Origin of the sequence: Flavobacterium procerum (assembly GCF_042431625.1) — a bacterium.
Taxonomy (GTDB): domain Bacteria; phylum Bacteroidota; class Bacteroidia; order Flavobacteriales; family Flavobacteriaceae; genus Flavobacterium; species Flavobacterium procerum.
The window spans coordinates 477,190-503,921 of record NZ_JBHLYW010000022.1 but is presented as its reverse complement, the minus strand read 5'-3'; the positions used below and the strand labels follow the sequence as shown (position 1 = coordinate 503,921).

Here is a 26,732-nt window from a genome sequence, read left to right as displayed (position 1 = left end):
AACAGTTGTTTTTATAGAGAGAAAATTGAAATAAATGTGAAAAATGACATTTATTTTTTTATAAATTTGCTTTAGAGAAGCCACTTTAATCCTTCCAAATAAAACAATACAATCTAATATGAGCGCCAATCTGACTTCTTCAATATCGTCAAGTTTTCTTAGTGATTTAAAAACGCAAACTGCTGATTCTCATAAAAAATTAGAACATCTTCCTGTTTCTTCTTCTATTTTGTCTCCGGACATGAATATTGAAGATTATACGCATTATTTAAGTCTAATGTTGGATGTACACACAAGTACAGAAGAGCATATTTTTCCGTTGCTTTCCGATTTTATAGAAGATTTGGAACAAAGAAGAAAGAAACATTTTATAAAAGATGATCTTTCTTTTCTAAACTATACTAAAAAAGATTTTACAAACGTTTTTAGTACTACAGAAGTAAGCGTTCCCTTTGCTCTTGGAATATTTTATGTTATTGAAGGTTCTACTCTTGGAGGAAGATTTATTCTCAAAAATGTAACTAAAAATCCAAAACTTTCAGAAGAAAAAGGAGTGCGTTATTTTTCTGGTTATGGAGACAAAACCGGAAGTTTCTGGAAATCGTTTCTAGCTATGCTTGAAGCTTACGAACAAAAACATAATTGCGGAAATGATATAGTAGAGGGTGCAGTTTATGCGTTTGATAGTATTTATGAACATTTCCGGACTAAAGATAAAGAATGAAGATTAAGGATATAGTCAATCGTGACATTGTTACGTTAACCAACTGCGAGCATGAACCCATACACATACCGGGGCAGATTCAGCCGCATGGTTTTTTGATTGGGATTGATGTAGAAGGCAAAATAGAATTTTGTACCAAAAATAGTGCTGAATTTGTTGATGTTGCCTATACAGAAATGCTAGGGAAAAAGTTTTCGGATGTTTTTGGACAAGCGGGCGAAAAACAGCTTTTCGAATATATCAACGAAGATAAAATTAAGGATGCTTTTCCGCTTGAGATGGAACTTAACGGAAAATTATTTCAGATAAGCATTCACAAAAGTTTCGATATTTATGTTCTCGAAGCCGAGCTTTTGTTCAGCAGAGAAAAACTTGCCGATGTTTATACGCAGACGATACAGTTTGTAAATCAGATGAATAACACTAGGTCGCTGAAAGATCTGTGTGCGCTTGTTGCTGAGGCTACACGCGAAATAACGGGTTACGATCGTGTAATGATTTATCGTTTTGATGAACAGTATAACGGAGAAGTTTTTGCTGAAAGCTGCAGAGAAGATCTCGAACCATTTTTAGGATTGCATTATCCGCATACTGATATTCCTGCGCAGGCAAGAGAATTGTATATTAGAAACCAGCTCAGATTGATAGTAGATATCGAATATGAGCCGGTTCCGATTTTTACGATTGACGACAAGGAAGATAAAAACCTTGATTTAAGTCTTTCAATTCTAAGAAGCACATCACCCATTCATGTAGAATATCTTAAAAATATGGGAGTTGGCGCCACTTTGACAATTTCACTCATTCATCGTGATCGTCTTTGGGGGCTTATTGCCTGTCATCATTATTCAAAAAAGAATTTGTCTCCCGAAATAAGGCTGGCGGCCAAACTTCAGGGGCAATTCATCACTTCTCAAATTGATATCAGAGAATCTAATGATGAAAATGAGAATGCTCGAAATACGACATTGGCTCTTGAACAATTAACCAGTTTAGAGTTTCCGGTTTTAAAACAAGCTTTAATGAATATTATTGAAGCGCCACAGTTATTGCAGATTTGCAATGCAGCGGGTGTTTCCATAATAAGCAGGGATAAAATTTATAAAAACGGTTTAACACCTTCTGATGAAGAGATTATAAAATTACTGGATTTAATCGTTGATAAAAAGACGAATTCGACATTGGTTACCAATAAAGTAAAAAATGTTTTTCCAGATATTGAACTTTTCGACACAGCAGGAATTCTTTATCACGAGCTTGGAAACAGCGACCATATTATCTGGTTCAGACCAGAAACGGTATCGGAGATTAACTGGGGCGGTGATCCTGAAAAAAGCATCGTAAAAGACAGTAATGGACTTCATCCTAGAAATTCGTTTAATATTTGGAAACAGATTGTAAAAAATCAAAGCAGCAGTTGGAAACAATACGAAATATACGCTGCCACACAATATGCGCACGCACTCCATACACTGCTGATGGTTATTATGCTGAGCGAAGAAGAGGAAAAATACAGAACCCAAAGTGAAATACTGCGTGAAACCAATTCGGAATTGGAGAACATAAACTGGATCAGTACACATGATTTGCAGGAACCGCTACGAAAAATTCAGCTGATTACTTCTAAAATGATGTCTGAATTGGATGTTATTTCTATCGAATCTATTTCTTATTCTTTACAGCGTGTGCTAAATTCAGCAGACCGAATGAGAGTGTTGCTCGAAGATCTTCTTAAATATACCAGAATAAAGAATACAAGGGATACATTACAAAAAATTGATCTGAATCATATTTTGAAAGTTACGAAAGAGGAAATGAGTGAAATTATTTCTGAAGGTAATGCAGTAATAGAAAATGAAAACCTCCCTGAAGTTCATGCAATTGGTTTTTTGATGCGTCAGCTGTTTTCTAATATTATTCAGAATTCTTTAAAATACGCTTCGCCAGAACGAAATTGTGTTATTAAAATTACGGCTTCTCAGGAACCGGAATTGGTAAGTTATTCGGATAAAATTTATTGTCATTGGGTCCGCTTTTCTGATAATGGGATTGGATTTGAACAAAAATATGCTGATTCTATTTTTAAGGTTTTTACCCGATTACACAATCAGCAGGAATATACCGGGTCTGGAATCGGTCTTGCTTTATGTAAAAAAATAATGCAGGCAGTAGGAGGAACAATTCATGCAGAAGGGAAAACCGGTATTGGAACAATAATTACAATTTATTTTCCTTGTGACCCTCTTGATACGCTTTTGTAGTTTGGGAATTCTTTAATAATTAAACTCTAAATTAATTATTTAAAAATAAAAAAGAATCAGCAAAAAAACACCTTAGTCTTGTTGCATTTTTTGCTGATTCGAATAATAAACCAAACTTTGTTCTTATAGTTTTTCTATACATTTCCCATAAGGCACGCAGTTGCATTTTTATTTTTTCTCTTCATTATTCATCTTGTCATCCCATTCCGGTTCCTCGCCTTTAAATTTTTGAGTGTTAGAATCGTAATTTTTGTCATTTGTCAATACTTCATTATGGTCTTTGTATTGATGTTTTCTGGTATCTGTTCGATGGTCGGAACCGTTTCTTTTGCCGTTGTCCGGATTTTGATTATTTGTTTTCATAATTCATCGTTTTTAAGTTTTAATAAAATTACTTGAAATCTATTAGACAAAACTTATAAGATCACGAGTCGTTTTTTACAAAATACCATGTATAAATCGTTTAACATTCATCTAAACTATTTTTTTCAAGATTCAATTTCAAATAGTAATTAAGAAGAAAACAAGCATCGTAATACTTTAAAAAAATCTAAAAGAGTTCCTATCTCCCACAATAAAAACGTACCTTTAAGAAAGAAGCCTTTAAAGCATATCAAACCAGCGAAAAACATCGGTTTTATTTTAAAAATATTCATAATGAAATTACAATTAGAAACACTATATAAAAACAGAGAAAATGTCCATGAACACTTTTTGCAAGATGTTTTAGACGGACTTAATCAGAATCCTAAACATTTGCAGTCAAAATATTTCTATGATAAAAAAGGTGATGCTCTTTTTCAGGATATAATGGCAATGCCAGAGTATTATGTTACAAGATGCGAGATGGATATTTTTCAGAATAAAACGAAAGATCTTGCAACAGAAATACTTGCAGACGGAAGTGCGTTTGACCTTATTGAGCTCGGTGCCGGCGATGCTTCAAAATCATTACATTTATTAAAATACCTGCAGAAAACAGGAGCAAAGTTTACGTATATGCCAATTGATATTTCGGGAAATATATTGGAAGTTTTACATCAAAAATTACAAAGTCATATTCCGAATCTTGATATCAGGCTTCTAGAAGGCGATTACTTTGAGATGCTTCAAAAAGCTTCTAAAGTTTCTTCTCGTAGAAAAGCGGTTCTTTTTTTGGGCAGCAATATTGGAAATATGGAGCTTTCCGAAGCTTCCGATTTTTGTTTTGAATTGAGAAAAAACCTGAACAAGAATGATATTGCTTTAATAGGTTTTGATTTAAAGAAAGATCCGCATACTATTTTAAATGCCTACAATGATCCCAAAGGAATTACGGCTTCTTTTAATCTTAATCTGCTGGAACGCATTAACAGAGAGCTTGATGGTCGTTTTGACCTAGATAAATTTGAACATTTTCAGAATTATGATCCTTTGAGCGGTGCCTGCAGAAGTTATCTGGTAAGTCTGGAAAACCAAAAGGTGAATATCGGAATTCATTCCATAGATTTTAAGAAAGATGAAGTTATTTACATGGAAGTTTCACAAAAATTTTCAGTAGAAGACATTCAGAATTTGTCTGTTTCTAACGGATTTAAACTTAACAAAACAATTATGGACAGCAAAAAATGGTTTGCAGATGCAATCTGGACCGCAGTTTAAGACCATTATATTATGAAAGAAATTGAAACTTATATAGAGACAGGCATTTTAGAACAATACAAAAACGTACGTTCGCATTCAGAAGAAATCTGTCGCCCTTTAGAGATTGAAGATTATGTTGTGCAGCCAATCGTAGATGTAAGTCCGCCGAAATGGCATCTGGGGCACACTACTTGGTTTTTTGAAACCTTTATCTTAGTGCCAAATTTTGCCAATTATGCAGTATTTAATCCGCAGTACAATTTTGTTTTCAATAGTTATTATGAAACTGTCGGAGCGCGAGTGGTGCGTACAGACCGCGGAAATTTAAGCCGTCCGTCTGTAGCCGATGTTTACCGTTATCGTGCTTATGTCGATGCACAGATGGAAAAGTATCTGATGAGCGAAAATTTGAATGATGACATTATTTCGTTACTTGAACTAGGACTCAATCACGAACAACAGCATCAAGAATTATTGTTTTCTGATATAAAGTATATTTTGGGGCATAATCCGCTTTTTCCTTCTTATAGCGAAAAACCTTTTTTTCAGGAAATAAAGATTCCAAAAGGCGGATTTACAGCAATGTCGGCAGGAATTTATGAAATTGGTTTTAACGAAAAAGGTTTTAGCTTTGACAATGAATCTCAAAGACATAAAGTTTATCTTGAAGATTATGAAATTTCCAATACATTGGTAACAAATGCAGAATATCTAGGTTTTATAGCATCTGGCGGTTATTTAGATTTCAGACATTGGCATTCAGAAGGTTGGGATTGGGTAAACGAGCAAAATGCAAAATCGCCATTATATTGGCATTTTATAGACGATAAATGGATGTACTACACACTAAACGGATTAAAAGAAATTGATCTCTTAGAACCAGTATGTCATATTAGTTTTTATGAAGCCTCTGCCTATGCTTCTTGGAAAGGAATGCGTTTGCCGACAGAAGCGGAGTGGGAGGCAGCTTCCGATTTTTTTGACTGGGGCGAGCGTTGGGAATGGACAGGAAGTGCCTATCTTCCGTATCCTGGTTATAAAAAAGAAGCTGGAGCGATTGGCGAGTACAACGGCAAGTTTATGGTAAACCAAATGGTTTTAAGAGGAGCATCTGTTGCAACTCCTAAAAATCACAGTCGCAAAACCTATCGCAATTTCTTCCATCCCAAACATAGATGGCAGTTTACCGGAATACGTTTAGTTAAGTAATAGTAATTTTTAGATTGAATGAACTACAATTTTGATGAAATTATCAATAGAAGAAACACAAATTCTATAAAATGGGATGAAGCCGATTCTCCAGACATATTGCCAATGTGGGTTGCCGATATGGATTTTAAAACAGCTCCAGAAATAACAGCAGCGCTAGAAAATAGAATCTCGCACGGTATTTTTGGGTACAGCAAAACTCCCATTGCATTTTTTGAAGCTGTAATCATGTGGTGGAAAAAAAGACACGGTTTTTCGCTTCAGAAAGAATGGATACTTCCGGTTGCAGGCGTAATTCCGGCAATGTCTGCCGCAATACGTTCGCTTACAGAAAAAGGAGATAGAATAATAATTCAGCCTCCTGTATATAATCATTTTTACAGCACAATAGAAAACTGCGGAAGAGAAATTGTAGAAAATAACTTGATTTACAACGATGGCTTTTATACAATTGATTTTGAAGATTTAGAAAAAAAAGCAGCAGATCCTAAGACGAAACTATTGGTATTGTGCAATCCGCATAATCCGATTGGAAGAGTTTGGACAAAAGAAGAATTGAATCAAATAGCAGTAATTTGTAAAAAGCATGCTGTAGTCGTATTATCAGACGAAATTCATTCTGATCTAGTATTGAGCGAAGAAACGCATATTCCGTTTGCGTCGCTTGATCATTCGCTTATGGGAAATTCAATTACTTTTTCGTCAATAAGTAAAACCTTTAATCTGGCCGGACTGCAGGTTGGATATGTTTTTACAAATAATCAGGAGTTTTACGACGGTCTCAAATCAGTTTTGATAATGCAGGAGATGGAACTTTTAAGTCCGTTTGCCATTACGGCGCTTATTACAGCTTATGAAAAAGGGGAACCTTGGCTCGAAGCATTAAAATTATACGTTTACGAGAACTTTCTTTTTTTGAATGAATATATAGAACGCGAACTTCCTTCAGTAAAAGTAATGCAGCTGCAAGCAACCTATTTGGTTTGGCTAGACATTCGTTCATACAAATTATCATCAGATCAAGTTGCTCAAAAACTTTTTGACAATCAAAATCTTTGGGTCAATTCGGGAACAATGTATGGTAAGGCGGGAGAAGGGTTTTTGCGAATCAATATCGCTTGTCAGAAAAAAATAATGCAGGATGGACTGCAAAGAATAAAAAGAGAACTTTCGGGACATTAAACAAAATTGACCGCAGAAAACGCCAGTAAGTTTATCTGGTAGTTCTTTGCGGTCAAGCTGTTTTAAAATACTGTTTTTTACAAACAGAATTTAGCTTTTTTTACAAGAAAGCAGTATCGGTATTTCCTTTAGCTTTATTCTCCAAAGTATTATAGAATTCGCTATCTATATAAGTAGATTCTTCTCCCCAGCACATAAGTTGCTCTTTGGTAGATTGATAAAACTGCTCAACGTGTTTACGTTCATAATTTTCCATATACATTGGAGAATCTTCCGAAATGCGCACTTGCTGCTTCAAGTCTTGGTAATTTGCTGTTCTCATCGTGATATCTTTTAAATTTATATTTTTTGAACAAGTCTGTATCTATGTGTATGATGCAAATTTAGACTGAAGACCTTTTAAAGTTTTACACAATTTTCCTGAATAGTTATTTAATTTTCAGTTTGTTATATTTTTGATTAAAAGTTTAGATAAAATTATTGTTGTTATTTTATATAAAAATTAAGAAGTGAAAAAAACTATGAATTGATTTTTATAGATTTGTAAAATCTATGCACAATCCAAATTTAGTTTTGGAAAAATTATTAAATCAAAAGACAATGAAATCTGTTACTTCAATATTTTTATTTTTAATGCTGTTCACTAATTCATATTCGCAGCTGAGTTCAGATAAAATATTCGAAAGCTTCAAGCAAGGAGAACGAACAAATTGTTCTTCAATAGCATTTATTAAAGCAGCTTTAAATATATACGGTTTAGATAATCTGTTTGTTTCAGAAAAACAAGAAGATGCTACGTATAAAATAACATTAAAAAATAACGCATCATTTGATCTTAACAATGATGAGCTTAAAAGAGCCAGAATATCTGCCGGTTTTGTATTCATTAAAGACAACTGCGAAAGCGAAAAGATAATTGAGTATGCTGTCCTTACTTATGCGGTTATGGCAAAATACAAGCAAATTATTGACAAGGAATCTACTTTTGATAGGGCTTTGGACGATTTAGAAAGCGGTGAAGTATATACTCCTACAATTTATAAATATTTAGGATTTCAATTGGGAAAACAAATCCAAAAGCTAAAACGCCAGTCTGGAAGCGAATTCTGCGGTGTTGTAGCATGGTCGACAGCACATGCCGTTTTTGTCTGTGAAGATTTTATGGATTACTATGGCAACAAAAAAAGCTTATGGATTAAGTATCCGGGACGTTTTAGGATTATAAAATCGTAGAAACGCTATCACAGATAACATTGAAAAATGTCTTTTCTGTATAGTATTTATCATTCTTTAAGTTGTAAGAATTGTGTTATTTTGCTTACAAAAATAATCTAAAAGAAATAAAAACAATCTTTACAGTAAAAAAGAAATCAATAAAGTTGTGTTTTAACATTATTTACATATTTTTGTTTATATCAACCCAATTACATAAAAAATGAAGAGCAAGATTATTTTATTTAGTTTCCTTTTTATCTTGGCAACCGGTGCTGTTTCAGCGCAGGCTAAAAATGCCCCAAAAAGTATCATTAGTACAACAGCCCTAATTCGCAAATACCACGATCAAAAAGAATTAAGTGGAATGCAAAAAGGAGAACTTTTAGAATTGTACATCGAGCGTATTAAAGTTTTGGTTAAAACTCTTCCATACATCGCATTGGTTACAAAACCAGGTGTTACTATGGCAGATTTAGGTATTCCAGACGATAGTGAGCACAAAAAAGTATTAGATTTGCAAGCTACAGGAACTTCAACATTCCTTGACACTACAGTCGAATTTCAAAGAAAGATGATGCCATATTCTGACAAGGGTAATCTTGTTGCGGCTATCTTATTTTACGAAAACACATTAAAATCTTTACACGAGTTCAACGAATTGAACGAAATGTAAGAATTACTAAAATATTTAGAAACCTCCAAAGTATTCATTTTGGAGGTTTTTTTTATTTAAAATAATAATGAATCCGTTAATTTCGATTAGCACTTTTGGCCTGTCTGATTCCTTTTGGATCTGTCAAATTAAAACGATAAACGAAGCTGAGTCTGTAACGTGCAGCATTTGGTATGCTATTTTCGTTGATGACATAATCGGTTCCAGTAGTTGTGCTTTTGTTTTGACGAAGATTGAAAGCATTAGAAACATCAAACACCAAAGAAGTCTTATCTTTTAATAAATTTTTGCTTAGACCAAAATCGAAAGACTGCAAGGCATCATTTCTGGTTTGTGCATTCTGCTGCGGAGCACGAAAGTTGTAACGTCCCTGAAGACTAAATTTAGCCGGAAGCGTAATTTGTGTACTAAAGCGGCCTGTTATGGTTGCTCCATCAAAATCAAGATTATTTTCATTATAATTTCCCTTTTGTTTGAAGTGGAAAAGATTCATTTCTGTATTTATTTGCAACCATTTTACAGGATTAAACAAAAGAGAAAGCTCGACACCGATTCTTTTTTCGTAATCAATATTAATTGGAGTCGTAAAAAAGATAGCATCTTTTCGGAAAGTGAAATCCTGAATTCGGGCTTTTTCAAATTGGTAATAAACAGAAGGATTAAAGGTGATTTTTTTCCAGTTTTTTAGAAAAGCTATTTCAAGAACATCTGTAAAAGACGGATTTAGTCCAGGATTTCCAACATATTGTGCATTCAAATCAGTAACTTCGTTAAACGGATATAAAGCATATAAAGAAGGACGATTAATGCGTTTGCTGTAATTGAACTGCAGAGCCGAGGCATTAAACTTATAGCTCAAATTGGCAGAAGGGAATAATTTTGCATAATCTTTATGATCACTATATAAATTACTGTTGTCTGTAATAGAAACATTGGTGATTTCTGTACGCAACCCGAGCATATAAGAGAATTTCTTAATTTTGCTGTTAAACTGTGCATAAGCACCTGTGATATTTTCGTTGTAATCCAGATGATTGTCAATATCCTGATAGATTATCCAATCATCATCTTTTTGTTCCTCGGCTTTGTAAACACTAGAAACTTTACGGATTTCTGTTTTAATTCCAGTTTCAAATACCGAACTGCTGTCAATGGGCTGTATAAAATCACTTTTGGCCAAAAAATCTTTACTGCTTCCCGTCGATTTTGTTCTGATTCCAGGGTATAAGTTTTCGAAAGGATAAAATTGCTGCGTTGAGAGATTCCAGTTTTTAACACTGTTCCACCAATCGTATTGAACATCTATAGTCCATTTTTTTGAAGGTTCTTGGAATGTTTTGGTGTAATTGAATTCAAATTGGTTGTAATTCCGTTTTTCTAGTGATTTTCCTTCACGGAATAAAATGCTGTCAATCGCAGAACTCCTATAATCATACATCAAATGTGTCTTGTCATTATCATGTGTCGCATTTTTTAAGAAAGCAGCCGTAATGGTCTGATGTTCACTAATAAAATAATCGGCTCCCAGATAGAGAAGTTTGCCATCATCATGACGTTCTTCGTTCTGATTTCGATCCATATAAGATGTAGCGCCGTTATTGTTTATAGACTGATTTGTAGTGTAAAGTCCAACATAATCTGTTGAGCGTATGCTGAAATTAGAAAAAATATTGATTTTTTCTGATTTGTAATTAATACTTGGATTAAGCCTGCTGTCATTTGGAGAACCTGCAACCAACCTGACCTGGCCGTTAAATCCACTTTTTTTATTTTTCTTTAGAATGATATTAAGAATTCCAGCCGAACCAGCAGCATCAAATCTTGATGACGGATTGGTAATAACTTCTATTCGTTCTATTTGATCTGCCGCAATCTGATCAAGAGCATTGCTTTGTGCAAGTCCAGATTGACGCCCATTGATCAATATCCATACATTGCTGTTGCCACGAAGGCTAACGGTTCCTGACGGGCTAACGGATACGGATGGAACGCTGTTTAAAACATCGTGAGCAGAACCGTTCTGTGACAAAACGTCTTTACCAGGTTCAAAAACCTTTTTGTCCAATTTTAAACTGACAGCTGGCTTTTCATTAGTAATTTCAACAGTATTCAGTTCTACTGCATTTGAATGTAGGAGTATGATTCCGAGATCTATTTTGGATTTATCTGACTCTATTTCGACAGTTTGTACAAAATCTTGATAACCTATAAAAGTAAAGGTCATTGTTAGGTTTTGGACAGGAATTTTTTCGAGTTTAAAAATGCCGTGCTCATCAGTTACCGCGGTCATAATGATTTTCAGAGCGCTGTCTTTTACCGATATTGACACATATGGCAATTCTTCTTGAGTTGTGTGGTCTTTTACCTTGCCAGAAATCGTAAGTTGTTGCGCGCTGGCATAAAATGGTAAAAAAATAATAATAATGGTGGTTAGTAGTGTTTTCATAGCACAAGATTAATAATAAAATATAGTATTTTTCTTAAGGACTTGTCAACGGCTCTGGCGACTTCTGAAATGCACTTTCCATTCAATATTTAATTATATCTTTATCTTATGTATCGACATAGACTCTTTCTTATTTTACTTTTAGTACTTTTTACTTCGTGCAAGTACTACAAGGAATATGTTACATCTGATATAATTTATGATGTTGATTATGATCATCAACAATATGAAGCAGATAAAAATGGAAGTGGAGCTTTTAAGGTTGAGATAGAAATTGAATTGCTCAAATACGAAAATCAATCAGAACCGCTTGGAATGCAGATTAATGGTTTTGGAGCCTTTGATGTTTATTGGGACGGGGTTTTGGTCGGAAAAAATGGCAAGAGAGCGCAATCAGGAAGTGCCGAAAGTCCCGGAACAGAAACCACTTATTATCAAATACCACAGAAATTATCCGTTATTGGAAAACATAAGGTTACATTAGTTGGAACTCAAACTCATTTGCGCGAGGTAAATCGAGAAATTCATCTAAAACTTAAAGATTATCTGCAGCTTCATCGCGCTCCTCTTATCGTGATTTCTTTTATGAATCTTATGGCGGGGGCTTTTCTAATTGCGGCGGTCTACTATTTTTTTCTATATATAAACAGTACTCGAAATGAATCTGCGGTTTTGCTTTTCGGAATAATCTGTCTTCTTTTTTTCTGCTTATTGATTTTAGAATATGCAAAATATTACATTACGATTCCATATAACAATTTTTTTGTACGATTACAAATCATAGGCGGGATAACTTTTGCAATTTCAATACTTATTCCGTGGTATTTTCTGCTGCAGTTTGAGTTTAAAAATAAGAAATTGTTTTTATTTCTCTTATTAATAAGTTTAATCGCAATATACATTTACCATTACGGGCATTACGATATATCGGCAGCATATTTGACTTATGCGGCGCGTATTTTTTCTGTTGTTATTGCAATAATTGCTGTATTTAAGAAAGTCAAAGGCGGTCTGATAGTTGTGGCTGGTTTGCTTGCGGGTGCCGTCGTAAATTATTTTATGTTTTATGATTTCGGACTGTTCATTGCTTTTACGATTATTGTATTGTGTATGCTTTATCTTCATACTATAAAAGCCAAAGCGATTGAAGAAGCTCATAATGCGTCTTTGCTTTTGTCGTCAAGACTACAGCTTGAATTGCTGAAAAAGAACATTCAGCCTCATTTTCTTAGAAATACCTTGACTTCGTTGATTGATTGGGTTGAAGAATCGCCAAAAGAAGGCGTTCTGTTTATTCGTGCCTTGTCTGATGAGTTTGATATCATGAATGAAATTTCTGAAGATGCCCTAATCCCAATTCGCCAAGAAATAGAATTATGCCAAAAACATCTGGAAGTAATGTCCTTTAGAAAAGAGGTTTTTTATGAATGGAAAGAAGAAGGAATTGAGGAAAACGAAAGCGTTCCTCCAGCAATATTTCACACAATAGTAGAGAACGGCATTACGCACAGTGTAAAGCCAAAAAGAGGAAGTATTGTTTTCTGTCTGAGTTTTTTGAGGGAAAATGAATTTAAACAATATACAATGCTCACTATTGCTGAAAATCGAAATAGCAAAAAAGACGAACGCAAAGGCACAGGATTTAAATACATCAAAGCCAGATTGACAGAAAGTTACGGTACAAATTGGTCTTTTGAATCGAAAGCCGTAGAAGGCGGATGGAGGACTATAATTAAAATTTGGGAAAAAAGATGAAAATCCTGATTATAGAAGACGAGGCCAGAATTGCCAAGCGAATTGAGAGAATGACAAGGGATTTCTTTAAAGAAAAAGCAGAAATATTATTGTGTGACGCTCTAGAAAACGGATTGGAAACCATTCAACAACATGCAATCGATTTACTGTTGCTGGATTTAAATCTTAACGGTGAGGATGGATTTGATATTCTGCAGGCTTTTTTAGCAGCATCTTTTCAAACCATTATCATTTCTGCTTATACCGATAAAGCTATTATGGCTTTTAATTATGGCGTACTGGATTTTGTACCAAAACCTTTTGATAAAGACAGATTGGAGCAGGCTTTTTTACGTTATGCTGCAACAGAAAAACAGCCAGGTAATGCTACTCGGTTTTTGGCTGTTAAAAAAGCACGAGCCATCAAATTGATTCCTGTTGAAGAAATTTTATACATTAAAGGAGCAGGAATTTATACCGAATTGCATTTGGCAGATGGAAGAATAGAGCTACATGACAAATCGCTCGAAGCGCTTGAGAAACTGCTTCCATCTTCTTTTGAAAGAATTCACAAATCCTTTATTTTATCGTGGAATGAGGCAGATAAATTAACGGTTGAAGCGGGGGGCAAATACAATATGCTTCTTAAGAATGGAGAACTGCTTCCTGTTGGGCGTTCGAGATATAAAGAAATTAGATATAGGCTGATTTAGCTTTTGAATTAGTTTTCAATTTTCCTTTCGGAAGATTTTCTTGTTGAAAGCCAGCAAAGTACAGAACCAGCGCAAACCATCAATGCACCTTGCCAAAAAGACAATCCCAAAGATGCAGACAAAAGTACCGAAGAAAGGAGTGAAGACAACACGGGAGTAAAATAAGAAGCTCCTGCTAAGGCAGTAACATTTCCGTGTATGATTCCGATATTCCAAGCGGCGTAACCAAATCCCATTGCAGATCCGGCAAGTAAAAGGTAAATTATAGAGGAAAGATTAAAATGCATTTCAGATTGTTCATAAATCAGAAAGTATTTGATCCATAATACAACTGCCACCAGTATGAAAAATAAAGTAATTCCATTTACACCATTTGAAAAACGGATAGTTGCGACACAATATCCTGCCCATAAAAGCGCACCTAAAAAAGCCAATCCGTAACTCAGAGGATTTGTTTGAATGTTCAACAACATTTCGTCAACATTAAAACCTTTTTCACCACCCAAAACCCATACAATGCCCAACATTGATATGATGATGCCCGGAAGAATCAACCAGCCAGCCTTTTTCGAAGTAAAAAGAACCGTTGCAATCATTGTAAATGTAGGCCAAAGGTAATTTACCATTCCGACTTCTATTGCCTGTTTGCTGTTTTGTGAGTAACCTATTGACAAGGCCAGACATAATTCGTAAGACACCATCAACAAAGCACCGATAATCAGATATTTTTTTGGAAATTGTTTTATTGGTGTCCATTTTAAGCTGCAAAATAAAAATAGAGATGCTGTGGTGTAAATCATTGCTGCGCCTGCAGTTGCACCAAAAGAATGGCTTACTTCCTTAATTAATCCTACGATGGAACTCCATAAAATAATGGCACAGAATCCTATGGCGGTTGCTTTTGACTGTTTGGTCATGCTGTAAATTACAATTTTGCTTTTCGTTTAAAGCACAAAGTTTTCGATAAAAATCATAAAATCCAATGATGCAGGTCACACATCAGTCGTGATGTAAATCACAGTGGAGTATTAGAAATCCTGCTTAAAGTTTCCCGTGTAATTCCGAGATAAGAAGCAATAATCGATTTTGGAAGTCGTCCAATCAGCATAGGATACTGCTGTGTGAAAATTTCATAATGCTGTCGGGCATCATTAGAAAGCATAGAAACAAGACGTTTTTGAAAAGCGGCATAAGCCCCTTCGATTTTTTTGCGAAAAAAATAACTCATTTCGGGAATTTCTTTGCAGAGTTTTTCTCGATCGTTAAAAGAAAGAACCAAAACTTCGCAATCCTCAAGAGATTCTATAGTAAGTGTAGCAGGTTTATTTTTGAAATAAGCATCATAATCACTTACCCACCAATCTTCAACAGCAAATCTGATTATTTTTTCTTTTCCGTCTTCTAGAATGTATGAAGCTTTTAAACAACCTTTAGACACCCAGAATTCGTGAGAAACCAAATCTCCGTTGTCGATGATAATGCTGTTTTTTCTAATTTTTTTGGCTTTGAAAAAAGTAAATATATAATCAAATGTTTCTTCACTTATAGGTGATGTTTGTTCGATATGTTGCCTAAACTGCTCCTTCATTTAGTTTTCTATTTGTAAAGTTTCGGTTTAAATTTAATAAATATGTATAAGATAATTGCAATTGAAACTACTTGTTGTTTTTTATGGAAACAGATATGACAAATTACTCGGTTTTGATGCGTATATTTGGAATAGAAAAAAATAAGCCATTTATGAAAAAGATAGGATTTTTATCATTTGGGCATTGGTCGAATCATCCTTCTTACCAAGCTCGTACAGCAGGATATACGCTGCTCCAATCCATCGATTTAGCTGTGGCCGCAGAAGAAATAGGTTTAGACGGCGCTTATTTTCGTGTTCATCATTTTGCGCAGCAACTCGCATCGCCTTTTCCGTTGCTTGCTGCAATTGGCGCAAAAACGAGCAAAATCGAGATAGGAACCGGTGTAATTGATATGAGGTACGAAAACCCATTGTATATGCTGGAAGATGCCAGTGCTGCCGATTTGATTTCTGAAGGACGTTTGCAGCTGGGAATAAGCAGAGGATCACCAGAACAAGTTATCGACGGCTGGAGTTACTTTGGTTACGAACCTCAGAAAGATGAAACTGATGCCGATATGGGACGTCAAAAAGCATTGCAATTTTTGGAAGGACTCAAAGGCGAAGGTTTTGCAGAGCCAAATCCGTATCCAATGTTTCCAAATCCACCGGGACTGCTTCGAATAGAACCACATTCTGAAGGATTGCGAGAGCGAATCTGGTGGGGAGCCGCATCAAATGCGACAGCAGTCTGGGCAGCCGAAAACGGCATGCATCTGCAAAGCTCCACTCTTAAATATGACGAAAACGGCAAGCCTTTTCATGTACAGCAAGCTGAGCAAATCAGAATTTACAAGGAAGCATGGAAAAAAGCCGGTCATCAGCGTGAAGCAAGGGTTTCTGTAAGCCGTTCGATTTTTGCATTAATGAATGATCAAGACAGATATTATTTTGGAGCACAAGGAAAAGGAAGCGACAGTTTTGGTTATATCGAACGTGATAAAAGAGCAGTATTTGGAAAAAGCTATGCAGCCGAACCCGATAAATTGATTAAAGAATTGGAAGAGGATGAAGCAATCAAAGAAGCAGATACTTTACTGCTGACCATCCCCAATACTTTAGGAGTTGACTATAATGTACATATTTTGTCGTCAATTCTTGAGCATATTGCCCCAGCATTAGGATGGCGATAAGTTTTGTACAATAATCTTTAAAAGCCCTCATACACGAGGGCTTTTGTTTTTATCACAATTTATTTTAAGAATGTTCTTCGTTTTGTGATGAAACTGGGGTTAGAATTGCGCTAACTCAATCTTTTTAAGGAAATCCGTTTAAAATGGATAATCTGTCTATTCTTTTGATTGATCCGTCCATATACTGCATACGGGTTTATTTCTACTTTTATTTTTGATTAAAAGCTCAAATTTTCTTTTGATAAAACTTTAGGTTGTTTCATTTAAAAACAATCTTAGTGAGGATTAGTAAAGTTTGTTGAAAGTTAGAACACAAAATAAATTAAAAGGATTAGTTAGTTAGAGATTTTTGTTTGTTTTTATTAAAGAGGGAGGTTAATTAAATGTTTAATCTCCCTTCTTGTTTTTTAGCTTTTATGTTAAATGTGATAATTTTAATTTTTATGATATGAAAAAAATGACTCGTAAGATTAAGGACTTCAGTACCTTAAAAATTGTTTTCTCATTGGTTGCATTGCTGTTTATTTACTCAGTTAAAGGACAGGATAAAACCAATGAAAAAACAAAAAATGCAGCGTCAGTTATAGAAAGATTAATTGGTAATCGTGTCAATGAGTTTGAATTTACCATCATTGAAAGCAATAATAAAGATAAAGACTGGTTCGAGATTGAATCTACGGAAAATCTGGTAAAAGTAAAAGCTCCAAACAATACTACGCTTTGTTATGCTGCATATAATTTTCTTAGAGACATCGGCGCCGTTTTGGTAAGCTGGGAAGGAAACAGGGTAAATCTTCCTAAAACTTGGCCGAAATATGCTAAAAAAGGAGATACACCATTTGAATACAGGGAATATCTAAATGCCTGCACTTTTGGCTACACAACTCCATGGTGGGATTGGAAACGCTGGGAACAGGAGATTGACTGGATGGCTCTACACGGAATCAATCTTCCTACAGCAATGGAAGGGCAGGAAGCCGTTTGGCAGGAATTATGGAAAGAATATGGTTTAACCAATTTACAATTAGAATCTCATTTTGCAGGCCCGGCTTATCTGCCATGGCAACGTATGGGAAATATTAACAGTCTAGAAGGTCCGTTACCGCAAGAATGGTTTGTTAAGAAAGAAGCACTTCAAAAGAAAATCTTAGAAAGAATGAGAGCTTTAGATATGCATCCTGTTGTGCCTGCTTTTAGTGGTTATGTACCTAAAGCTTTCGCCGAAAAACATCCAGAAGCCAAAATAACCGAATTGAAATCATGGTCGGGAGGTGGCTTTGCAAGTACTTTTCTATTAGATTCCAAAGATCCTTTATTCAAACAAATAGGAAAACGCTTTATTGAGATTTACACTAAGATGTATGGAAAATCTAATTTCTATTTAGCCGATTCTTTCAATGAAATTGAGCCTCCAGTTACAGAACATAATAAATATGAAGAACTTTCAAATTATGGAAGCGCTGTTTACGAAACCATAAATGAAGCTGCTCCCGGCGCAGTTTGGGTTATGCAGGGATGGCTTTTTGGCGACAACAAAGAGTTTTGGACTAAAGAAGCTACAAGTGCATTTTTGAGCAAAGTTCCCAATGATAAAGTAATGGTTCAGGATTATGCCAATGATAGATATAAGGTATGGGAAAATCAGGAAGCTTTTTACGGCAAGCAATGGACGTACGGTTATGTACATAATTATGGAGGGTCGAATCCTGTTTATGGAGATTTGAATTTTTATAAAGACGAATTGACCAGTTTGTTGAAAAATCCAAATAGGGGAAATGTCGTTGGTTATGGAGCAATGCCTGAAGGTTTGAATAACAATTCGATTGTTTACGAATACATATATGATCTTCCGTGGAGTAAAGGTGAACAGCCGATAAACGATTGGTTGACGAAATACTTAAATGCAAGATACGGACAGACAACTTCAGAACCTGTTTTTCAGGCTTGGAAATTATTACTGGAATCGGTTTACAATGTTAAATATTGGGAAACACGCTGGTGGAATGACTGGGCAGGAGCGTATTTGTTTTTTAAACGTCCAACGGCAACAATTACAACATTTAAAGGAAATCCTGGAGATAAGAAAAAATTGAAAGAAGCTTTGGATGTTTTAAGTAAAGAAGCTAAAAAGCACGACAAAAAAAATCTTATTCAGTATGATTTAATCGATGTTGCAAGACATTATTATTCGCTTTCTATTGACGAAGATTTAATTGAATGTGTGAAAGCTTATCAGAATAAAGATATTTCAAAAGGAGATCAGCTTTTCAAGAAGATAGAAAAACAAGCTTTGGATATTGATAAGGCAATGTCTGGTCAACCATTAAACAGCTTAGATCAATGGGTAAAATCGGCATCTGATTATGGGAACTCTTCTGAGGTTTCTACATTATATGCAAGAAATGCGAAAACATTGATTACGCTTTGGGGTGGAGAAGGCCATTTGAATGATTATGCCTCAAGATCATGGCGAGGAATGTACAAAGGATTCTATTGGCCAAGATGGAAAATGTTTTTAGAAGCTTTAAAAAATGCAGCTGTAAATAATACTCAATTTGACGAAACAAAAGAAAGAGAATTAATTAAAAATTGGGAAATAAAATGGACAGAAATAAAATAATCTAATACTTAATTGCATTTAATACGTATATATACTGAAAATTAACTTATTTTTTTAATCTGAATTCAAATAATCCTAAAAAATATGAAATGACAAATTACCGAAATCGTTTTATTAGTAAGTTTTTAACTATAGAATTTTAGAAAAATAACTTCGCAAACCCTTATTATCACTGGCTTTATAGAAATTATCCATGTTTATGAATAACTTGTCCATTTGTTAACATTTCATTAGCACTAATTTCGTCAGTACTATTTAACCAATTAACCAATTTCACGATGGAAAAACTTAAACTTTTATTATTAGCCTTTTGCTTTGGCTTCTCAATGAATACATGGGCACAAAAAACAGAAGTGTCTGGTGTAGTTTTAGATGACAAAGGCATTCCACTGCCAGCTGCCAATGTACTGGAAAAAGGTACAACTAATACAGTAACTACAGATTTTGATGGGAAATTTAAAATTTCGGCTTCAAACAAAAATGCCACACTTATATTTTCTTTTATTGGATTTGAAGATCAACCAGTAAAATTAGACGGAACAAAAACAAATTATTCAATTCGATTACAGTCTACCACAACCAATCTAGAACAAGTAGTTGTAGTAGGTTACGGAAAAGGATCTCGTAAAAACCTGACTACTTCTGTAACTTCTGTTAAAGCAGAAGAATTAAACAGAGGGGCCATCAGCGATGTTGGACAGCTTTTACAAGGTAAGGTTTCTGGTTTGAATATCTCATCTAGTGGTGACCCTACAAAAACGGCTTCGGTAGTATTGCGTGGAGCATCTACGTTAAATAGTTCTCAAGGACCATTTTATGTAATAGATGGTATTCCGGGAGTAGATATTTCGGTAATTGCTCCAGATGATATTGCTACGATTGACGTTTTAAAAGATGCGGCTGCAACGGCTATTTACGGTAACCGTGCTGCAAATGGTGTCATCATGGTAACAACAAAAAAAGGAAGTAAAGGAAGAACACAGATTGCATACAATGGTTATGTGGGTTGGGAAGAAGTTTCAAATAATCTGGACATGATGAATGCAGACCAATTGAGAGCTTTTACAACTAAAAATAATTTGAATTTTACTCCAGAAAATGATAAAGGAGCCAACACTAACTGGCAGAAAGAGATTTTAAGACCAGGACGTGCGGCATCTAGCAGCCATAACTTGTCTATGAGCGGTGGCGGAGATCATGGAAACTATACAGCAAGTATTACTTCGTTTAATAAAGAAGGGGTAATGCAGAAAAGTGATTTTTCTCGTATCATCGCTCGTTTATCTGTTGAACAGTTTGCTTTTGATGATAAGGTTAAATTTGGATTAAATGTTACTAATTCTAGTACAAAATATCAAAATGTGCCACAACGTAATACGGTACTTTTGCAAGCAGCGAGTTATCTTCCGGTTTCTCCAGTTAGAAATCCTGACGGAAGTTTGTTTGAAAATTTTGTTAGTCCAGGATACTTTAACCCATTAGCTTTAATTCAGCATGGTACTGACGAAACAAAAACAGAAAACCTTGTAGGTAACCTTACTGCAGAAGTAAAATTACCGTTTGGAATCACTTATAATCTGAATTTAGCGCACCAAAGATTAACTGCATCTCACGGAGAATTTTATGATAGCTATTATTCGCAATACAATAGTGCCAACTTTTACAACAACCCAGATCCACCTTTGACAAAATCTTTAGTGAATTTTGGAGTAAATGGTTCTGCATTAAGAAATTCTTACGAGACTAGAAATAATATTATTGAGAGTTTCTTTACTTGGGACAAAACTTTTGGTTCTCATAAAGTAAAAGCTGTTGTGGGGTATTCATGGCAAGAAAATACTTTAGGAGATGGTTTTCAGGCTACAACAACTAATTTCCCAGTTGACAACGTAGGTTACAATAACCTTGCTCTAAGTAATTACACTTCTGTGAATGGTTATGTGGTAAATTTTGGAGATAGTAAAGCATATCAACAAACACGTTTGATTTCTTATTTCGGACGTTTAAACTACAACTACAAAGACAAATATCTTTTACAAGGATCACTTAGAAGAGATGGTGGATCTATGTTTGGAGAAAATAATCGTTGGGGATATTTCCCTTCTGTAGGTGGTGCTTGGAGATTAGACAAAGAAAATTTCATGCAGAATCAAAGCTTTTTTGGTGATTTGAAACTTCGTGGAAGCTGGGGGGTAACAGGGAACTCATCAGGATTTAATGCTTACACTGCTCAGTTTATTTCTGGAAGTTTAGGAACTTTCTACTACAACGGACAACAAATTGGAGCTTACGGACCTAATCAAGCAGCAAACCCTGATTTGAAATGGGAAAAAACGGCTACAGCAAACATCGGTCTTGATTTCTCAATCTTAAAAGGAAAAGTAACGGGTTCTGTTGATGTGTACGACAAGAAAACAACAGATATGATTTTTAACTACAATGTTAATCCGGTGTTAGTGCCAGTGGGAACAATTGTAGCCAATGGAGGAACAATGTCTAACAAAGGTATTGAGGTGAGTTTAAGCACAACTCCAATTAAAACAGCAAATTTCAGCTGGTCGACAAACTTGAATTTAGCTCATAACAAAAATGAGATTGTAAAATTAACTAGTCCGTTTTTTGTTGGTGGAGATTCTATCCGTCGTGTACAACCAGATGGAGGAGGGCAAACAGGAAGTACATTGCAGATTTTTAAAGAAGGAAAACCATTAGGACAATTCTTTACACTTAAATATGCCGGAAAAGATGCTAATGGAGTTTCTCAATATTATGACAAAAACGGTAATTTGACTACTACGCCTCAAATTGGAGTAGACTATCATTATGCAGGAAGTGCACAGCCAAAATTATTATTAGGATGGGCCAATAATTTTCAATACAAAAAATTTGATTTAAGTATTTTCTTCAGAGGAGTATTTGGCAACAAAATTTTTAATGCAACTCGTGCCGATTTATTCAGACCTAGTACAGCGATGACCAATAATATTTTGGTTGATGCTGGAAACGAGTCGCCAAATGACTTAAACTCATATAAATATTCAGATCGTTTTATAGAAGACGGAAGTTACTTAAGATTAGACAACATGACTTTAGGATACAATTTCGGCAAAGTCAGCAAGTACATCAGCAGTATACGTATTTATCAAACCATAAACAACGTATTTGTTATTACTAAGTACTCAGGAATTGATCCGGAAGTTGAACAAGGAGGAACTGCTCCTGGTGTAGATTCAAATAACTTCTATCCAAAAACCAGAACATACATGTTTGGTTTAAATGTGATCTTCTAAAAATTAAATGCTAAAAATTATGAAAAAGATATTAAAATATTTAGGTCTTCCAGTATTGATGGCTGGTTTAGTATGGTCTTGCGATGATCTTGATGTGCCTATTTCAACACAATTGACTCCTGAAGTATTTCCACAAAACTCAGCGCAGTACATTCAGACAACAGGCCCGGTTTATGCAGCCTTCCGAGGTGAATTTTCATTTGCTTGGTGGTGGTCGCAATCTTTAACAACAGACGAAGCCATTTTACCAGCGAGAGGAGGAAACTGGTTTGACAACAGAAATTATATTGCCATGCATTTTCATGACTGGAATGCAGACAATGGTATCATTGGAAGTCTTTGGGATTGGTCATCTAAAGTAATCGGAACGAGTAATCAGGCTATTTCTATTTTAAGACAAACAATGCCGGAGGGTGCAGAGAAAAAAACTTTGATTTCGGAGTTGAAAACAATGCGTGCGATTTCCTATTATATGTTAATGGATAGCTATGGAGATGTGCCATTAGACACTTTATATGGAGATTTTACTTCTCATGCTAAAACTCCAAGAGCAGAAGTTTTCAGTTTTATTGAAAAAGAGTTAAAAAGCGCTGTTCCAAATTTAAATGCGGCATCTGGAGTTACAACTTACGGAAGACCAAATAAGCAGACAGCCAATGCAATGTTAGCGAAGTTGTATTTGAATGCAAACATTTACACAGGAACATCACGTTACAACGAATGCATTGCAGCTTGCGATCAGGTAATTAATTCTGGTTTGTATGCTGTTGAGCCAAGAGCAACTTACCTGCAAATGTTTTATCCGACCAACGGTCCGGCTATGAAAGAATTTATCTTTGCAGTTCCTTACGATCCAGCAGCGGTAACAGTGGGCTATAACGGACAAATGTATCATGCACGTTATGATGTACCTCGCTCTGAAAGAGCTAAGTTCGGCCTTCCATTTACACCAAGCGCGCCAAGAAGTACACTTCCTGAATTTTACGCTTATTTTAATGATGCAAATGATATCCGCAACAGACAATGGTTGACAGGACTTCAATATATGAATGACGGTGTTACTCCAGTAACAGTTACGACAACCAAAAAAGGATATGATCAGTTTTATACAGGTGCAGACGGAGGAGCAACTTATACATATCAGGTGAATTTAACTCCAAACATTGTACCTCGCCAGAGTGTAACTTTATTTGATCTTGGAAATGATGAAATCGCCTGGAATATGGGATACAGAAATATCAAATTTTATCCAGATGCAACTTCGACAAACCGTAACCAAAAGAACGATGTTCCTTTCTTGCGTTACTCAGATGTGCTTTTAATGAAAGCAGAATCCATTCTTCGTGGCGGAACCGTTACTTTAGGACAAACTGCAGATGCATTAGTAAACATGGTTCGTTCAAATCGTACAACCTCTGTAGCTTTGAGCGGTGTAACGTTAGAAGATCTTTATAGAGAAAGAAGCCGTGAGTTTGCTTGGGAAGCTTGGCATAGAAATGATATGATTCGTTTTGGAAAATATGAAGGATCTTGGGGTTATAAAACCAATGCAGATACCTATCGTCGTGTTTTCCCAATCCCGACCAATGCAATGGTTTTAAATCCTGCTTTAACTCAGAATACCGGATATTAAAAACAAGAGTTTAGTTAAGTACGCATTTTAATTGTGAAAAGGAGAGGAGACTAAAATTCCTCTCCTTTTTAAAAAGACTGATTTCTTAGTTGCTCATGAAAATCAGTTCAGTTTATTTTTTGAATGAAAACAAAGCTTAATCGAATGTCGGTTTTGAAAATTTAAGAAAGTTTAAGCTTTGTAACATTCTGTTATACTTTGAGAATGTTTTTCAATAATAATTCTCGAATAATTCCTATGCCTTAATATTTTCGATTTAGCAATAAATCAAATACTCCCAAAATCCTTTCAAAAAACACATTGCCCCATCAATAAACAGAATAATGGAACTAAACAAAATCTCTAAAATAGGACGTATCGGAATAGGTTTAACGCTTATTTTTTTAGTGTCATGCAACGCCCAGAAAATGGTTTCTTCAAAAGAGAAGCAAATTTCAGATCTGGTTTATCCGTTGTTGGACACCGAAAATTCAAGATGGTTTTTCTTTTCTTCTGCAAGTCGTCCGTTTGGTATGGTAAACCTAAATCCTGATACTGAGATTAAAGGCGATTGGGGAGGTGGCTATAAATATACAACAGATACCGTAAAAGGTTTTAGCCATGTACACGAATGGCAGATGTCGGGCGTATCGGTAATGCCTGTGACAATTTCGACTCAAAACAAACAGACTGTTTTTAAAGACTTTTATTCTAAATTCAGTCATAAAACCGAAATTATAACGCCAGGATATCATTCTTTAAAACTAGACCGCTATCAAATAACAACTGAATTAACCAGTACACCGAGAGTTGGTTTTCATAAATATACTTTTCCTGCGAAATCGCAAAGGGCAGTTCTTTTTAATTTGAACACTGTTTTAGGGCCTTGCGACAATACCAATGGAAAATTAGAAAAGAACAATGACTTTGAGCTTTCTGGCTCTCTGGTTTTAAGCACCAATTTCAGACGTCCTAAGCCATTGACCGTGTTTTTTAAAGTTAAAACCAATACGCCTGTTACCTCTGTAGAAAGAGATAATGCAACAGGAAATTATTTGATTCATTTTTCTAAAACAAAAGAACAGTTGTTGATGAAAGTTGGTATTTCTTATACTTCAATTGAAAATGCCAACAACAACATTGAAAAGGAATTGGCTCACTGGGATTTTAATAAAACAGTTTCAGATTCCAAAAAAGAATGGAGCGATTTATTAGGAAGAATAAAAATTGAAGGAGGAACAGCAACCGATCAAAGAAGATTTTACACTGATTTATGGCATGCTCTGCAAGGGAGAAAAATGATCAGTGACGTAAATGGAGCCTACCCTGATAATACTGGGGAGAATTTTAGGGTGGGACATTTGCCTTTAAACGCAGACGGAAAACCAAAATTCAACCATTACAATTCGGATGCATTTTGGGGTGCACAGTGGACAATCAATAATCTTTGGGGTCTAGTTTACCCTGAAGTCATGGAAGAATTCGTATATTCTTTAATGCAATATTACAAAGACGGAGGCATGATTCCGCGTGGGCCTTCCGGTGGAAATGATACTTATGTAATGACAGGAGCTTCGACCACTCCCTTTATCGTCAGTGCGATTCAGAAAGGAATTGTAAAAGAAAATTTAGAGGAAATTTACATTGCACTTAAAAAAAATCATATGCCGGGTGGTATTATGGAAAAAGCAGGATATGAACACAACACCAATATTGGTGGAGGTTTAAAATATTATTTAGAAAAAGGCTATGTACCGTATCCGCTTCCTGATGGAAATTTCGGAAGTCACGAAGATGGAGCAAGTCAGACTTTAGAAAATGCCTATCAAGATTGGACTTTAGCTCAATTGGCTAAAAAACTCAATCATGAAAAAGATTGTCAATATTTCATGAAAAGATCAGAAAACTATAAAAATGTTTTTGATCAATCAGTTGGATGGATGCGTCCCAAAAATGTAGATGGAAAATGGCGAGAAAATTACGATCCATACCAATACGAAAACGGATTTATAGAATCCAACGGAGCACAATCAACTTGGTTTGTTCCTCATGATATCGATGGTTTAGCCGATTTAATGGGAGGAAAAGAAAATGCCGCAGCAAAATTAAATCAGCAGTTTGAAACCGCTAAAAAACAAAATTATACTTCTGGTACATCCCATGATGCAGAATTGCATCCAGAATTTAGCAGAATTCCAGTAAATTTCGGTAATCAGCCTTCTATGCAGACTTCCAATATCTTTACTATTTTAGGAAGACCAGATTTAACGCAGTATTGGACCAGAAAAGTAGTCAAAGCCACTTTTAGCGGATTGTCTCCAGCAACGGGATATAACGGAGACGAAGATCAAGGTTTAATGGGAAGTTTGAATGTTTTGCTAAAAATTGGATTATTTCAAATGAATGGCGGAACAGACAAAGATGCCGTTTACCAAATAGGAAGTCCGATTTTTAATAAAATCACAATAGATTTAAATCCGAAATATTATTCAGGGAAAACATTTGTCATTAAAGCCAATAATAACAATGCCGAAAATGTGTATATAAAAGACATTAAATACAACAATAAAGCAGTACAGAATTTTACACTCTCACATCAGGAAATTACGAATGGCGGTGAATTAATTTTAGAAATGTCGAAGTAAAGTTTTTGCCACAGATTTCACA

At 35.2% G+C, this 26,732-nt stretch carries 19 protein-coding genes; 14 read left to right on the top strand and 5 right to left on the bottom strand.

All coding sequences use genetic code 11. From position 1 onward, the window contains the following. Nucleotides 1-118: 118 nt before the first annotated feature. Together ACFFLS_RS21545 and ACFFLS_RS21540 are read left to right on the top strand one after the other, a co-directional pair. On the top strand, nucleotides 119-724 hold the full coding sequence (locus tag ACFFLS_RS21545; protein ID WP_379687360.1) for a biliverdin-producing heme oxygenase: 606 nt from the start codon (nucleotides 119-121) through the stop codon (nucleotides 722-724). Next, nucleotides 721-2,985, top strand: coding sequence for an ATP-binding protein (locus tag ACFFLS_RS21540; RefSeq protein WP_379687358.1), 2,265 nt, complete (start codon nucleotides 721-723; stop codon nucleotides 2,983-2,985). The genes ACFFLS_RS21545 and ACFFLS_RS21540 overlap by 4 nt, the downstream gene beginning before the upstream one ends. A gap of 168 nt (nucleotides 2,986-3,153) precedes the next feature. Here the strand turns inward: ACFFLS_RS21540 and ACFFLS_RS21535 are convergent, their stop codons facing one another. Beyond that, the gene (locus ACFFLS_RS21535) at nucleotides 3,154-3,348 is read right to left on the bottom strand and encodes a hypothetical protein (RefSeq protein WP_379687357.1); all 195 of its coding nucleotides are present in this window, start codon (nucleotides 3,346-3,348) and stop codon (nucleotides 3,154-3,156) included. Nucleotides 3,349-3,642: 294 nt separating this feature from the next. Here ACFFLS_RS21535 and egtD point away from each other — a divergent pair, with 294 nt between their 5' ends. The 3 genes from egtD to ACFFLS_RS21520 are packed head-to-tail and all read left to right on the top strand — an operon-like array spanning nucleotide 3,643 to nucleotide 6,999. After that, nucleotides 3,643-4,626 carry an L-histidine N(alpha)-methyltransferase gene (gene egtD / locus ACFFLS_RS21530; RefSeq protein ID WP_379687355.1) on the top strand — a complete coding sequence of 328 codons (984 nt, stop codon included), beginning with the start codon at nucleotides 3,643-3,645 and terminating at the stop codon, nucleotides 4,624-4,626. Between the two features lie 12 nt (nucleotides 4,627-4,638). Next, complete coding sequence (egtB, locus tag ACFFLS_RS21525) at nucleotides 4,639-5,817, top strand: ergothioneine biosynthesis protein EgtB (RefSeq protein ID WP_379687353.1); 1,179 nt, start codon at nucleotides 4,639-4,641, stop codon at nucleotides 5,815-5,817. 18 nt (nucleotides 5,818-5,835) lie between these two features. Further along, nucleotides 5,836-6,999 (top strand): MalY/PatB family protein, encoded by a 1,164-nt coding sequence (locus tag ACFFLS_RS21520; RefSeq protein WP_379687351.1) that lies wholly within the window; start codon nucleotides 5,836-5,838, stop codon nucleotides 6,997-6,999. Nucleotides 7,000-7,099: 100 nt separating this feature from the next. Here the strand turns inward: ACFFLS_RS21520 and ACFFLS_RS21515 are convergent, their stop codons facing one another. Further along, nucleotides 7,100-7,321 (bottom strand): hypothetical protein, encoded by a 222-nt coding sequence (locus tag ACFFLS_RS21515; protein WP_379687350.1) that lies wholly within the window; start codon nucleotides 7,319-7,321, stop codon nucleotides 7,100-7,102. 278 nt (nucleotides 7,322-7,599) lie between these two features. On the opposite strand from ACFFLS_RS21515, the gene ACFFLS_RS21510 reads away from it, so the two are divergent. Both ACFFLS_RS21510 and ACFFLS_RS21505 read left to right on the top strand, forming a co-directional pair. Then, nucleotides 7,600-8,232 (top strand): hypothetical protein, encoded by a 633-nt coding sequence (locus tag ACFFLS_RS21510; protein ID WP_379687348.1) that lies wholly within the window; start codon nucleotides 7,600-7,602, stop codon nucleotides 8,230-8,232. A 202-nt stretch (nucleotides 8,233-8,434) separates the two neighbouring features. Continuing rightward, nucleotides 8,435-8,887, top strand: coding sequence for a hypothetical protein (locus tag ACFFLS_RS21505; RefSeq protein WP_379687347.1), 453 nt, complete (start codon nucleotides 8,435-8,437; stop codon nucleotides 8,885-8,887). A gap of 76 nt (nucleotides 8,888-8,963) precedes the next feature. On the opposite strand, the gene ACFFLS_RS21500 is transcribed toward ACFFLS_RS21505, so the two are convergent. Next, complete coding sequence (locus ACFFLS_RS21500; protein ID WP_379687345.1) at nucleotides 8,964-11,333, bottom strand: TonB-dependent receptor; 2,370 nt, start codon at nucleotides 11,331-11,333, stop codon at nucleotides 8,964-8,966. 108 nt (nucleotides 11,334-11,441) lie between these two features. On the opposite strand from ACFFLS_RS21500, the gene ACFFLS_RS21495 reads away from it, so the two are divergent. Together ACFFLS_RS21495 and ACFFLS_RS21490 are read left to right on the top strand one after the other, a co-directional pair. Further along, on the top strand, nucleotides 11,442-13,088 hold the full coding sequence (locus tag ACFFLS_RS21495) for a histidine kinase (protein ID WP_379687344.1): 1,647 nt from the start codon (nucleotides 11,442-11,444) through the stop codon (nucleotides 13,086-13,088). Then, entirely contained in the window at nucleotides 13,085-13,780 is a 696-nt protein-coding gene (locus ACFFLS_RS21490; protein ID WP_379687342.1) for a LytR/AlgR family response regulator transcription factor, read from the top strand. The genes ACFFLS_RS21495 and ACFFLS_RS21490 overlap by 4 nt, the downstream gene beginning before the upstream one ends. 8 nt (nucleotides 13,781-13,788) lie before the next feature. On the opposite strand, the gene yddG is transcribed toward ACFFLS_RS21490, so the two are convergent. Next, the gene (gene yddG / locus ACFFLS_RS21485) at nucleotides 13,789-14,697 is read right to left on the bottom strand and encodes an aromatic amino acid DMT transporter YddG (protein ID WP_379687340.1); all 909 of its coding nucleotides are present in this window, start codon (nucleotides 14,695-14,697) and stop codon (nucleotides 13,789-13,791) included. Nucleotides 14,698-14,795: 98 nt separating this feature from the next. Then, nucleotides 14,796-15,368: a Crp/Fnr family transcriptional regulator gene (locus tag ACFFLS_RS21480; protein ID WP_379687338.1), complete on the bottom strand. Its 573-nt coding sequence runs from the start codon at nucleotides 15,366-15,368 to the stop codon at nucleotides 14,796-14,798. Nucleotides 15,369-15,520: 152 nt separating this feature from the next. Here ACFFLS_RS21480 and ACFFLS_RS21475 point away from each other — a divergent pair, with 152 nt between their 5' ends. The 5 genes from ACFFLS_RS21475 (at nucleotide 15,521) to ACFFLS_RS21455 (ending at nucleotide 26,710) form a co-directional block, all read left to right on the top strand. Continuing rightward, nucleotides 15,521-16,543 (top strand): LLM class flavin-dependent oxidoreductase, encoded by a 1,023-nt coding sequence (locus tag ACFFLS_RS21475; RefSeq protein ID WP_379687337.1) that lies wholly within the window; start codon nucleotides 15,521-15,523, stop codon nucleotides 16,541-16,543. A gap of 448 nt (nucleotides 16,544-16,991) precedes the next feature. Beyond that, nucleotides 16,992-19,163: an alpha-N-acetylglucosaminidase gene (locus ACFFLS_RS21470; RefSeq protein ID WP_379687334.1), complete on the top strand. Its 2,172-nt coding sequence runs from the start codon at nucleotides 16,992-16,994 to the stop codon at nucleotides 19,161-19,163. Between the two features lie 278 nt (nucleotides 19,164-19,441). Continuing rightward, nucleotides 19,442-22,453 carry a SusC/RagA family TonB-linked outer membrane protein gene (locus tag ACFFLS_RS21465; protein WP_379687332.1) on the top strand — a complete coding sequence of 1,004 codons (3,012 nt, stop codon included), beginning with the start codon at nucleotides 19,442-19,444 and terminating at the stop codon, nucleotides 22,451-22,453. Nucleotides 22,454-22,472: 19 nt separating this feature from the next. Further along, on the top strand, nucleotides 22,473-24,086 hold the full coding sequence (locus ACFFLS_RS21460) for a RagB/SusD family nutrient uptake outer membrane protein (RefSeq protein ID WP_379687330.1): 1,614 nt from the start codon (nucleotides 22,473-22,475) through the stop codon (nucleotides 24,084-24,086). A gap of 323 nt (nucleotides 24,087-24,409) precedes the next feature. Beyond that, nucleotides 24,410-26,710, top strand: a complete 2,301-nt coding sequence (locus tag ACFFLS_RS21455) for a GH92 family glycosyl hydrolase (protein ID WP_379687328.1) — start codon at nucleotides 24,410-24,412, stop codon at nucleotides 26,708-26,710. Nucleotides 26,711-26,732 lie beyond the last annotated feature (22 nt).